The organism is Rhodospirillum rubrum ATCC 11170 (assembly GCF_000013085.1).
GTDB classification, from domain to species: domain Bacteria; phylum Pseudomonadota; class Alphaproteobacteria; order Rhodospirillales; family Rhodospirillaceae; genus Rhodospirillum; species Rhodospirillum rubrum.
In genome coordinates this window covers 2,244,483-2,256,617 of sequence record NC_007643.1, presented here as the reverse complement: position 1 = coordinate 2,256,617, position 12,135 = coordinate 2,244,483, and the positions used below count along the sequence as shown (strand labels likewise).

The 12,135-nt window shown below is 68.3% G+C and carries 11 protein-coding genes; 9 read left to right on the top strand and 2 right to left on the bottom strand.

What is annotated here, in order from left to right; genetic code table 11:
• Positions 1–10: 10 nt before the first annotated feature.
• The 8 genes from RRU_RS10095 to RRU_RS10060 all read left to right on the top strand — a co-directional run bounded on the left by RRU_RS10095 (position 11) and on the right by RRU_RS10060 (position 9,141).
• Positions 11–847, top strand: coding sequence for a nucleotidyltransferase domain-containing protein (locus RRU_RS10095; protein WP_011389700.1), 837 nt, complete (start codon positions 11–13; stop codon positions 845–847).
• A gap of 29 nt (positions 848–876) precedes the next feature.
• Positions 877–2,097, top strand: coding sequence for an acetyl-CoA C-acyltransferase (locus RRU_RS10090; RefSeq protein ID WP_011389699.1), 1,221 nt, complete (start codon positions 877–879; stop codon positions 2,095–2,097).
• A gap of 88 nt (positions 2,098–2,185) precedes the next feature.
• Positions 2,186–2,869 carry an SDR family oxidoreductase gene (locus RRU_RS10085; RefSeq protein ID WP_011389698.1) on the top strand — a complete coding sequence of 228 codons (684 nt, stop codon included), beginning with the start codon at positions 2,186–2,188 and terminating at the stop codon, positions 2,867–2,869.
• A gap of 156 nt (positions 2,870–3,025) precedes the next feature.
• Positions 3,026–3,628, top strand: coding sequence for a 2-hydroxychromene-2-carboxylate isomerase (locus RRU_RS10080; RefSeq protein WP_011389697.1), 603 nt, complete (start codon positions 3,026–3,028; stop codon positions 3,626–3,628).
• Positions 3,629–3,739: 111 nt separating this feature from the next.
• Positions 3,740–5,347 (top strand): propionyl-CoA carboxylase, encoded by a 1,608-nt coding sequence (locus tag RRU_RS10075; protein ID WP_011389696.1) that lies wholly within the window; start codon positions 3,740–3,742, stop codon positions 5,345–5,347.
• 13 nt (positions 5,348–5,360) lie between these two features.
• On the top strand, positions 5,361–6,188 hold the full coding sequence (locus RRU_RS10070; RefSeq protein ID WP_011389695.1) for an enoyl-CoA hydratase/isomerase family protein: 828 nt from the start codon (positions 5,361–5,363) through the stop codon (positions 6,186–6,188).
• Entirely contained in the window at positions 6,170–8,230 is a 2,061-nt protein-coding gene (locus tag RRU_RS10065) for an acetyl/propionyl/methylcrotonyl-CoA carboxylase subunit alpha (RefSeq protein ID WP_011389694.1), read from the top strand. Before RRU_RS10070 ends, RRU_RS10065 begins: the two co-directional genes overlap by 19 nt.
• Positions 8,227–9,141 (top strand): hydroxymethylglutaryl-CoA lyase, encoded by a 915-nt coding sequence (locus RRU_RS10060; RefSeq protein WP_011389693.1) that lies wholly within the window; start codon positions 8,227–8,229, stop codon positions 9,139–9,141. Before RRU_RS10065 ends, RRU_RS10060 begins: the two co-directional genes overlap by 4 nt.
• Here RRU_RS10060 and RRU_RS10055 read toward each other — a convergent pair.
• Both RRU_RS10055 and RRU_RS10050 read right to left on the bottom strand, forming a co-directional pair.
• A complete protein-coding gene (locus RRU_RS10055) occupies positions 9,138–9,737 on the bottom strand; it encodes an rRNA large subunit pseudouridine synthase E (RefSeq protein ID WP_011389692.1) in 600 nt (199 codons plus the stop codon). The genes RRU_RS10060 and RRU_RS10055 overlap by 4 nt on opposite strands.
• Positions 9,725–10,516, bottom strand: coding sequence for a 23S rRNA (adenine(2030)-N(6))-methyltransferase RlmJ (locus RRU_RS10050; RefSeq protein WP_014626278.1), 792 nt, complete (start codon positions 10,514–10,516; stop codon positions 9,725–9,727). Before RRU_RS10050 ends, RRU_RS10055 begins: the two co-directional genes overlap by 13 nt.
• 202 nt (positions 10,517–10,718) lie before the next feature.
• On the opposite strand from RRU_RS10050, the gene RRU_RS10045 reads away from it, so the two are divergent.
• Positions 10,719–11,849, top strand: coding sequence for a sulfotransferase (locus RRU_RS10045; RefSeq protein ID WP_162470611.1), 1,131 nt, complete (start codon positions 10,719–10,721; stop codon positions 11,847–11,849).
• The last annotated feature ends 286 nt before the right edge of the window (positions 11,850–12,135 follow it).

The window sequence follows — 12,135 nt, the reverse complement described above, 5'->3', positions numbered from 1 at the left end:
GGTCGTCCGCATGGTCGACGCCGTGACTAGCCCAAGCCCGCTCCCCACCCTGTCCCGACCGGTCGCGGACTCCCTTGGCCCTGCCGCCGCCCGCGCCGTCGCCGCCTTCGCCGAGGCCGAGGGGGTGAGCCTGCCCCATGCGGCGCTGACCGGGCCGCTGGCCTGGGGGCTGCCCGATGACGGAGTGTCGGCGCCCGTGGTCTGCGCCTGCGTTTTCATCCGCCCGGCCCAGGCCTATCTCGGGCTGGTCGAACCGCCCGATATCTTGCACCTCGACGCCACCGACGATATGCCCGCCGTTGTCGGCTGGGATGCTCGGCGTGTGTTGCGCATGGCCCTGCGGTCGAATGCCGTGGTTTGGGAATGGCTGGCCTCGCCGGTGATCGACGGACCGGGCGCGCGGGCGGATTTCCGCGAGGCTTTCCTCGCCCTGGCGACGCGCGGCTATGCCCGCAGCACGTTGCTTGGCCATTACCTGGGGGTCGCCAAGGCGGCGATGAACGCCTATTTCCCCGATGAACCGCGCGAGGCGGCGCGGATCAAATACATGCATACCCTGCGCGCCCTGATGGCCGTCGATTGGATCCTGGGCAAGAACGCCCCGCCGCCCCCCGACTGGGCGCGGTTGCGCGCCGGCGCCTCCCTGCCCGCCGAGGCCGCTCCCTTGCTGGACGCGCTGGAGGTCGGGCCGCCGGCCGAGCGCCGTCACCCGGTGCTGGATGGCTGGATCGACAGCGTTTTCGAGGCCTCGCGGGCGAAGGGGGGGGATCTGTCGGATGACCACCCGCCACTTGCCGAGCTTGACGGGCTTTATCGCAGCCTTTTCGCAGCGCCCGCCCGCCGCTGAGCCGCGTTTTTCTGACGCAAGGAGCCGTCATGTCGTCTGCCGCCCCCAGCGCCTTCCCGTTTTCCGCCGGTGATCCGGTGGTGATTGTCGGCGCCAAACGCACGCCGCTTGGCGCCTTCATGGGATCGCTGGGGTCCTTGCGCGCGCCCGAACTGGGGGCGAGGGCGATCAGCGGCGCGCTGGACGGGCTGGAGGGGGCGGAGCATCGCGTTGACGGGGTGATCATGGGCTGCGTTCTGCCCGCCGGCCAGGGGCAGGCGCCGGCCCGTCAGGCCGCCCATGCGGCGGGGCTGTCGTGGGCGGTGCCCTGCGCCACGGTCAACAAGATGTGCGGGTCGGGGATGGAGGCGGCGATCCTGGCTTGCAATACCCTGGCCGCCGGCGCCGCCGAGGTGATGGTGGCCGGCGGCATGGAAAGCATGACCAACGCCCCCTATCTTCTGGACAAGGCACGCGGCGGCCATCGGTTGGGCCATGGTCAGGTGGTCGATCACATGTTCCTTGATGGACTGGAAGACGCCTATGACCGGGGCCGGCTGATGGGAACCTTCGCCGAGGATACGGCGCAAAGCTATCGGTTCAGTCGCGAGGAGCAGGACGCCTTCGCCCTCGAGTCGCTGTTGCGGGCCAAGCGCGCCATCGCCGACGGCGTGATGGCGCGGGAATGCGTGAGCGTGGTCGTGCGCGAGCGCGGCGAGGATCATCTGGTCGAGACCGACGAGGCGCCGATCAAGGCCAATCCCGACCGCATCCCCCACTTGAAGCCGGCCTTCCGCGAGGGCGGGACGGTGACGGCGGCCAATAGCTCGTCGATCTCGGATGGGGCGGCGGCGCTGGTGCTGACCCGGGCCTCGGTGGCCGACCGGGCGGGATGGAGGCCCTTGGCCGTGGTGCGCGGCCATGCGGCCTATGCGGCCGAACCCGAATTGTTTCCAACCGCGCCGGTCGGGGCGATCGAACGGATGCTGGCGCGGGTGGGCTGGCGGCGCGACGAGGTGGATTTGTGGGAGATCAACGAAGCCTTCGCCGTTGTCGCCCTGGTGGCGCTGCGCGACCTCGGTCTCGACCCCGGGCGTTTGAACGTTCATGGTGGAGCCTGCGCCCTGGGCCATCCGATCGGCGCCTCGGGCGCGCGGATCATCGTCACCTTGCTCAACGCCCTGCGCCAGCGGGGTTTGACGCGGGGGGTGGCCTCGCTGTGCATCGGTGGCGGCGAGGCGACGGCGATGGCCGTGGAACTTGCGTCATAGCGCTTTGGGCGGAAAAAGCGACCGTCGGCGTTCCCCGCCCGCAGCGCGCCGCCGCCTCCCCATCGGTCCGCTTCTCAAGGAGACGCCCATGTCGACCATTCTTATCTCCGGGGCCAATCGTGGCCTGGGCCTGGAATTCGCCCGGCAGTATCGCCAGGAAGGGCATCGGGTGATCGGCACCTGCCGCGATCCCGGCAAGGCTGGCGATCTTCTGGCCCTTGGCGCCGAGGTCCTGCCCCTTGACGTGGCCGATCTGGCCGCCGTCGCCGGCTTCGGCGCGGTGGTGGGGGACCAGCCCGTCGATCTGTTCATCAACAATGCCGGCGTTTATGGCGGACGCCACAGCGAACAGGATCTGGGCGAGGTCGACAGCCGCGTTTGGCTTGAAACCCTGGTGGTCAATACCATCGCTCCGCTCAAGCTGACCGAGGCGATCTTGCCCAATCTCGAGCGGGCCGAGGCGGCGAAGGCCGTCTATCTGTCCTCGAAGATGGGGTCGATGGCGGCCAATAGCGCCGGCGGCGCCTATATCTACCGCTCGTCCAAAGCCGCCCTGAATGCCGTGGTCCGCAGCCTCGCCGCCGATCTGGCCGATCGCGCCATCGTCGTCGCCGCCCTCCATCCGGGCTGGGTGCGCACCGATATGGGCGGTCCCGATGGCGACATCGACGCCGGGGAGTCGATCGCCGGCCTGCGCCGGGTGATCGCCGCCCTGGCCACCACCGATAGCGGCCGCTTCCTGGCCTATGACGGTGGCGAGGTGCCCTGGTAGACCCCAATCGACATAAGAAAAAATCCGCCAATCGTCTACCTTGCCGATTATTGATCGTATCGCATCTATGATAAAGTGTGAAACGCCCGCCGCCTTTCCACCATAAGCCGGTGTTGCGGCCGGATAAGAAAAGCCAACAGGAGGGAGGAGACGCCAATGCCCGAGCCTTTGACCTTCTATTTCGACTTTTCCAGCCCCTATAGCTGGATCGCCGCCGAACGGATCGGCGATCTGGCCGCCCGCTACGGCCGCGATGTCCGCTGGCGGGCGATTCTTCTCGGGCCGCTGTTCAAGGAAAGCGGCAACCGCCCCCTGATCAACCAGCCGATCAAAAGCGACTACTTCCGCCGCGATTTCGTCCGCTGCCTGCGCTTGCATGGCCTGGAAGGCGATCTACCGGCGAAATTCCCGGTGCCGACCGCCGCGGCGGCGCGGGGATTCCTGTGGTTGAGCGAGATCGGCGAGGCGGCGGCGATTGATTACGCCCTGGCGCTGTTTCGCGCCTATTTCCAGGATGAACGCGATATCTCCGACCGTCTGGTCGTCGCCGATATCGCCGCCGAGCGTGGCCATGACCGGGGGGCGCTGTTGTCGGTGGTCGAGGATCCGGCGTGGAAGGGCCGTTTGGTCGAAGAAGTGGAGGAGGCCCGGCGCGACGGGGTTTTCGGCGCCCCGTTCTTCCTGGTCGATGGCGAGCCGTTCTGGGGGGCCGACCGCCTTGACATGGTCGATACCTGGCTGGCTAAGGGGGGCTGGTAAGGGAAACCGCGAACCGGCGCCGGCCTTTTTGGCGCGGCGGACCGATGACAGAGTGCCGCGAATCATCGCCAAGGAGCCCGATTAAAGGGCCGGTCAGGGGAGGGGAGCGTTGTGAGCGTGATCAGAAGCGCGATCGATCCGCATGGGGCCGATTTCCGCGCCAACCATCTGAAGATGACCGCCCTGGTCGACGATCTGAAACGTCAGGTGGCGACGATCAAGGCCGGGGGCGGTGCCGCCGCCCGCGAAAGGCACGAGGGACGCGGCAAGCTGTTGCCGCGCGAACGCGTGCGCGCCTTGCTTGATATCGGCTCGCCCTTCCTGGAGATCGGCCAGTTCGCCGCCCATGGCGTCTATGACGATGCCGTGCCGGCCGCCGGCCTGATCGCCGGGATCGGCCGCATTGAGGGCGTGGACTGCGTGGTCGTCGCCAATGACGCCACGGTCAAGGGCGGCACCTATTATCCGCTGACCGTCAAAAAGCACCTGCGCGCCCAGGAGATCGCCGGCGAGAACAACTTGCCTTGCGTCTATCTGGTCGATTCCGGCGGTGCTTTTCTGCCGCGCCAGGACGAGGTCTTTCCCGATCGCGATCACTTCGGCCGGATTTTCTATAATCAGGCGATGCTGAGCGCGGCGGGCATTCCGCAGATCGCCGTGGTCATGGGCAGTTGCACGGCCGGTGGCGCCTATGTTCCGGCGATGTGCGACGAGGCGATCATCGTGCGCGACCAGGGCACCATCTTTCTCGGCGGTCCGCCGCTGGTCCGCGCCGCCACCGGCGAGGTGGTTTCGGCCGAGGACCTGGGCGGCGCCGATGTCCATTGCAGGATTTCCGGGGTGACCGACCATTACGCCGAGGATGACCGCCACGCCCTGGCCCTGGCGCGCCGCGTCGTCGCCACCCTCAATCGCACCAAACGCGTCGGGCTGGCCCTGCGTCCGCCCGAAGAGCCGCTGTATGATCCGGCCGAGCTTTACGGCATCATCCCCACCGATACCCGCAAGCCCTATGACGTGCGCGAGGTCATCGCCCGCCTAGTCGATGGGTCGCGCCTTGACGCCTTCAAGGCGCTATACGGGCCGACGCTGGTTTGCGGCTTCGCCCATGTCTTTGGCTATCCGGTGGGGGTGGTCGCCAATAACGGCATTCTGTTTGGCGACGCCGCGCGCAAGGGGGCCCATTTCGTCGAACTCTGCGCCAAACGCGCCATCCCTTTGATTTTCCTTCAAAACATCAGCGGCTTCATGGTTGGCCGCAAGGCCGAAAGCGCCGGCATCGCCCGCGATGGCGCCAAGATGGTGACCGCCGTCGCCTGCGCCCGGGTGCCCAAGTTCACCGTGTTGATCGGCGGGTCGTTCGGAGCGGGCAATTACGCCATGTGCGGAAGGGGATATGGTCCGCGCCTGCTGTGGAGCTGGCCCAACAGCCGCATCTCGGTGATGGGCGGCGAACAGGCGGCCACCGTGTTGGCCCAGGTTCGCCGCGACGCCCTGGAAAGCCAGGGAACGCCTTGGTCGGAGGTCGAGGAGGAGGCCTTCAAACAGCCGCTGCGCGCCCAATACGAAACCCAGGGACATCCCTATTACGCCAGTGCCCGGTTGTGGGATGACGGGATCGTCGATCCCGTCGATACCCGGATGGTTCTCGGGCTGTCGATCTCCGCCGCTCTCAACGCCCCCGTTGCCGAAACGACGTTCGGCGTCTTTCGCATGTGAGGAGTTCCGAGTCATGGATCTGCTTGTTGAAACGGTTGAACCCCGGGGGGTGGTCCGCTTGACGCTGAACCGTCCCGAGGTGCGCAACGCCTTTGACGACCGCCTGATCGCCGAGCTGACCGAGGCGGTTCTGCGCCATGGCCGTGATCCGGCGGTGCGGGTGATCGTGCTCGCCGCCCAGGGCCGGGCCTTCAGCGCCGGCGCCGATCTGGGCTGGATGCGGCGGATGGCCGATTTCAGCCGCAGCGAGAACCTGATCGACGCCCTGGAACTCGCCCGCATGCTGCAGGTCATCGATCTTTGTCCCAAGCCGACCGTCGCCCTGGTCCAGGGCGTGGCCTATGGCGGCGGGGTCGGGCTGGTGGCGGCCTGCGATATCGCCCTGGCCGCCGAGCCGGCGCTGTTTTGCCTGTCGGAGGTGCGCCTGGGGCTGATTCCGGCGGTGATCTCGCCCTATGTCATCCGCGCCATCGGTCCGCGCGCCTGCCGCCGCTTGTTCCTGACCGCCGAGACCTTTGGCGCCCAGCGCGCCCTCGGGCTGGGGCTGGTCAGCGACGTCGTCGCCGCCGATGCCCTGGAAGGGGTGGCGGCGGCGGTGATCGCCGCCCTGCTCGCCGGCGCCCCCGAAGCCCAGAGCGAGGTCAAGGATCTGATCCGGCTGGTCGAGAACAGCGTGATGGACGAGGCGCTGTTGCGCGAGAGCGCGGTCCGCATCGCCGACCGCCGCTCCTCGGACGAGGCGCGCGAGGGCATGGCCGCCTTTCTGGAAAAACGCTCGCCGGTCTGGATGACCCCCGACCCCGAGGGCGAGGAGGCGCGCGCGTGTTTTCACGACTGCTGATCGCCAATCGCGGCGAGATCGCCTGTCGCATCGCCCGCACCGCCAAGCGCCTGGGGGTGGCGACGGTGGGGGTGTTTTCCGACGCCGACGCCCAGAGCGCCGCCGTGCGCGCCTGTGACGAGGCCATCCGCATCGGACCGGCCCTGGCGCGCGACAGTTATCTCGACGGCGGGCGCATCCTGGAAGCCGCCCGTTTGAGCGGGGCCACGGCCATCCATCCCGGCTATGGCTTCCTGTCCGAGAACGCCGCCTTCGCCCGCGCCTGCGCCGAAGCCGGCGTGACCTTCATCGGTCCGTCGGTCGAGGCGATCGAGGCGATGGGATCGAAGGCGCGGGCCAAGGCACTGATGGCGGCGGCCGGCGTGCCGCTGGTTCCGGGCTACCATGGCGCCGACCAAAGCGAGGAGACCTTGGCCAAGGCGGCGGCGCGCATCGGCTATCCGGTGCTGATCAAGGCCAGCGCCGGCGGGGGCGGCAAGGGCATGCGGGTGGTTGGCGAGGCCGGGGCTTTCGCCGCCGCCCTAGCCTCGGCCCGGCGCGAGGCGATGGCCGCCTTCGGCGATGACACCATGCTCATCGAAAAATACCTCGACCATCCCCGCCATGTCGAAATCCAGATCTTTGGCGATCACCAGGGGCGGGTGGTTTCCCTGTTCGAACGCGATTGCTCGCTCCAGCGCCGCCATCAAAAAGTGATCGAGGAGGCGCCGGCCCCCGATCTTGATCCCGCCCTGCGCCGGGCGATGGCGGCGGCCGGGGTGGCGGCGGCCCGGGCGCTGACCTATGTCGGTGCCGGAACGGTGGAGTTCCTTTATCAGGATAACGCCTATTATTTCATAGAGATGAACACCCGTCTTCAGGTCGAGCATCCGGTCACCGAGAAGATCACCAGCCTGGATCTGGTGGAATGGCAATTGCGGGTGGCGGCCAAAGAACCGTTGCCGTTGACCCAAGATCAGATCACGGCGCGCGGTCACGCCTTCGAGGCGCGGATCTACGCCGAGGATCCGGCCCGTGGCTTCGCGCCCTCGACCGGCCGCCTTTTGCGCTTCCGGCCGCCCCCCGCCGATGGTCATCTGCGCATCGACACCGGGGTTGGCGAAGGCGATGAGGTCAGCGTCCATTATGATCCGATGATCGCCAAGCTGGTGGTCTGGGACGAGGACCGCGCCCGCGCCCTCGCCCGTTTGTCCCGGGCGCTGCGGGCCTTTCAGATCATCGGTCCTTCGACCAATCTGGCCTTTCTCGCCGCCCTGGCCGACCACGCGGATTTCGCCGCCGGCGCGGTTTCCACCAAGTTCATCGAAGCCGAGATCGACCGGCTGCTTCCCGCCATCCCGGCCGCGCCGCCCGAGGTGCTGGCCGTGGCCGCGGTGTTCGTGGTGTTGAGCGCCCGGCGCGAGGCGGCGGCCCGGGCGCGGGCCTCGGGCGATCCCCATTCGCCGTGGAACGCGGTCAACGGCTGGCGGCTCAATGATGACAACCACCATGGCGTTGAGTTGCGCGATGGCGATCGGGCGCTCCGGGTGCTGGTGCGGTTCCAGGGCGACGGCTTCCTGGTCGATGTGCCCGGAGCCGGGGCGGCTTTGGCCGTTCGCGGCTGTCTGGAGGCCGATGGCGCGATGGAGATCGAGATCGATGGGCGAACCAGCCGCGCCGTCGTCTTGCGTCAACCCACGCTGCTCAAGGTGATCCACGGCGACACCCTGTATAGCCTGGGTCTGGCCGAGGGGATCGACGCCGCCGCCGAGGAGGCGGTGGGCGGGCTGAGCGCGCCGATGCCCGGGCGGATCGTCGCCGTGCTGGTGGCGGTGGGCGATGGGGTCGAGCGCGGCCAGCCGCTGCTGGTGCTTGAAGCCATGAAGATGGAAACTACCATCACCGCCCCGGCCGGCGGGCGGATCGCCGCGATCGGCGTGGCCGCCGGCGATCAGGTCGAGGAGGGGCGGGTCCTGGCGGTGATCGAGCCGGCGGGCGAGGAGGGGGGTAAGCCGGCGGGCGAGGGGGTGATCAAGCCGGTGGGCGCGGAGGCGTCGCCATGAGCCCCGATGCCGTGCGGCTGGTCGAGGTCGGTCCGCGCGACGGCCTGCAGAACGAGGCCGGGGTGGTGCCGCTGGCCGCCAAGGTGGCGCTGATCGACGCCCTGTCGGCGGCCGGGCTGCCGGTGATCGAGGCGGGCGCCTTCGTCGCCCCCGGGCGGGTGCCGCAGATGGCCGATAGCGCCGCCGTTCTGGCGGCCATCCACCGGCGGGCGGGGGTGCGCTATCCGGTTCTGGTGCCCAATCTCAAGGGCCTGAAGGCGGCGACCGAGGCGGTGGGCGTGGACGATATCGCCGTGTTCGCCGCCGCCTCCGAGACCTTTTCAAAAAAGAACATCAACTGCTCGATCGCGGAAAGCCTGGAGCGTCTAGCCGAGGTCGCCGCGCGGGCCAAGGATCGCGGCATCGCCGTGCGCGGCTATGTGTCGTGCGTGCTTGGTTGTCCCTATGAGGGCGCGGTGGCGATCGACCGGGTGGTCGAGGTGGCGGCGGCCCTGGCCGCCATGGGCTGCCACGAGATCAGCCTGGGCGATACCATCGGCGTCGGCACGCCGCGTCGGGCGCGGGAGATGGTCCAGGCGGTGGCCGGAGCGGTGCCGGTCCAGCGGTTGGCCGCCCATTTCCACGACACCTATGGTCAGGCCCTGGCCAATATCCTGGCGGTGCTCGAAATCGGCGTCACCACCTTTGACTGTTCGGTCGCCGGTCTGGGCGGCTGCCCCTATGCCCCGGGGGCCAGCGGCAATGTGGCGACCGAGGATGTGGTCTATATGCTTGACGGCATGGGGATCGCCAGCGGCGTCGATCTAGAGAAGCTGCGCCTCGCCGGTCTGGCGCTTTGCCAGACCCTGGGGCGCCCCCCGGCCTCGCGCGCCGCCCGCGCGCTGGCAGCGAGGAAAGGGCGTGGCGGCTAACGGCGGGGAGGGCGCGGCGGTTTGGCGGCGGGGCGGCGACGCGCCGGCAGGCTCGCGGTCTCCTCGCGCCAGCTTCCCGGCGGCAGGTTCTCCAAGGTCCAATCGCCGATCGACCAGCGGATCAGCCGCAGGGTTGGCAGGCCGACCGCCGCCGTCATCCGCCGGACCATGCGATTGCGGCCCTCGTCGATGGTCAGCTCGATCCAACTCGTCGGGATGTTCGCCCGCCAGCGGATCGGTGGATCGCGCGGCCACAGCCCGGCCGGCTCGTCGATCGCCTCGACCGTCACGGCGCGGGCCGGGCCGTCGCGCAGCGTCACCCCCTGGCGCAAGCGATCAAGCGCGGCCTTGTCGGCGACCCCTTCGACCTGGGCCCGATAGGTCTTGGGCACCTTGGAGCGCGGATGGCTGATGTGGTGCTGCAAGGGGCCGTTGTCGGTCAGCAGCAGCAAGCCTTCGCTATCGCGATCGAGGCGCCCGCAGACATAAACCCCGGGGATCGGCACCAGCGAGGCGAGGGTGGCCCGGCCCTCGGCCCGGTCAGTGAACTGACTGAGCACGTCATAGGGCTTATTGAGAAGGATCAGCCGGGGCATGGTCCCATCCTCTCCTCGATCAACCAGTCAAGACGCCAGTCGCCGCCGCCGGGCTCGGCCAGCACCCCGGCCAGCCAGGGCAGCACCTCGGGCAGGGCGGTGTGCAGCGGATAGGGCGGATTAAGGATCACCAGCCCGGTGCCGTTCAGTTTCAGCGGTGGAAAGCGCGGCCTGACCCATAATTCGGCGATCAGGGTCGGCACATCAAGACGGTCCTTCAAGGTCTGGTGAAAGCGGCGGACGGCGGGCTCGTCCTTGATCGGGTACCAGATTACGCAGGTGCCGGCGCGCCAGCGCCCGACCAGGGCGGTGACGGCGCGCTCCAGGGCGGTGAATTCGTCGGTGCGCTCGAACGGCGGGTCGATCAGCACCAGCCCCCGGCGCTCGGGGGGCGGGACCAGGGCCTTGAGCGCCTCATAGCCGTCGCGGGCCTCGATGCGGGTATCGCGGTCGCCGCGCATCAGCCGGGCTAGGCTTTCGCCGTGGACCGGGTGCAATTCGGCCGCCACCAGCCTGTCGCCGGGCCGCATCAGGGCCCGGGCGAGCAGGGGGCTGCCGGGATAGCGCCGCAGGGTGCCCTCGACCATGCCCAGCCGCCGCACCTGGGCGAGATAGGGGGCAAGGGCTTCGGGCAGGTCGGGGGCTTCGAGCAGGCGGAAGATGCCGCCCCGCGCCTCGCCGGTTTTCTCCGCCTCCGGTCCGGCCAAATCGAATCGCCCCTGACCGGCATGGGTGTCGAGGACGAAAAAGGGCTTGGGCTTGCGGGTAAGGTGGTTCAAACATAGCGCAAGGACTGTATGCTTCAGAACGTCGGCAAAATTCCCGGCGTGGTACGCGTGATCGTAATTCATCGATAGCCCGATTGCGCGAGGGAGGAGCAAAATGGATTTCTCCGGTCGGAAGAAGCGGTTGCGCGTCTTGGCGTCGATGCCGGAGGGCGCTACCATGGCCCGGCCCGATGGCGGACACAAGGGGCCTGCTATGACCAACCCCGATCCAAGCCAGCCAATCCCCGTCCCCGGGGACGGCCGGGATCGCGATATCCGTCAGGCTTCCAAGATCGCGCCGCCCCAGCCGGCTCCCGCCTGCCGTGAGTCGCTGGCGCTCGCCGGGCGAGCTGATCGGGTTATCGCCCATCAGTCGCCGGTGTTCTTCGCCGCCCGTCAGGCCCATGGCGATCCGACCCGGGTGCCGCTTTTCCTGGTGGGGCCGGCGACGCCTTTGGCCAAGCGCGTTCAGGCGATCCTGACCGCCCATTCGCGCATTCACGGCGCCCCCCCCCTTGATCTTATCCCCGGGGTCGTCGAGACCCTGGAAGCCTGGGACCACGATGCCGGGCGGGCGCGGGTCTTTCCCGAAAGCCTCGATGGCCTGTCGGCGACCGATTCGCTCAAGGTCGCGGGCTGGCTGCTGACCCGGATCCTCCAGGAAGATCCGATGGCCGACCATGTGCTGGACGGCCGCGGCCTGAATGCCGCCCTGGTCGGACTGGTCCATCTGCTTTTTCCCAAGGCTCCCCTGATCTTTTGCCGCGACGCCCTGGACGAAGCCGGGGAGGGGGGGACGCTGGGCGCCGAGGCCGGCTTGCTGGCGCAAACCCAGAACCGCTTGATCGACCATTGGGCCACGGCCCTGCCCGGGCGGATCATTGAAATCAGCCGCGAGGCCTTTTTGGCCGATGCCGGGGCGGTGACCCGCCTGCTGCTCGATCGTTTGGAGTTGCCGTTGGAAGACCGGGTGCTTCAGGCGATCACGGCGCCGCCCGGTGAACGGCTGTTCCTGACCCCGGGCGCCGGGGTCAGCGCCGCCGTCGTTCACATTCGCGCCGGTCGATTGGGCCGGGCCGAGGACGTGCTGCGCGGCGTGCTCAAGCGCGTGCCCGAACATCCCGCCGCCGTGCATCTTTTGGGCGTGGTGATGCATCGGCGGGGCGATCGGCTGCTGGCGGCGCGCTTGATGCGCCAGTCGCTGGCCCTGGCCGGAACGCCGATGCGCGATTGGGAACACAATCTGGCCGTCGTCGAACGCGCCCTGGCGGCGACGCCGCCGCCTTCCGCTTCGCCGTTGGACGCGGCCGGAAAAGCCCCGGGGGAAGACGGAGAAGACCTTTAAAAATAAGGGGTAAACCGGTTTTTTCGGAGCTTGGCCGCAGGGTTGTTGCCGCATTGCATCATGGTGCCTAAAAATCACGATTGGCCGGCTCCCGTCCCCTCGCTGCCCTGGACAGCCGGGGGCATGGGGATCCATCTTATATAGACGGAGGGTTAGACCTCCCTTTCAAGACAAAGCCCGCAGCCTCCCCCCGCCTCCGCTTTGTACGGAGGGTGCGGGAACGCCTTGGTCAGCCCGCGCGTTACCCCAAAAATACGCGTGAACCCGTTGACAATGATGGTTTTTC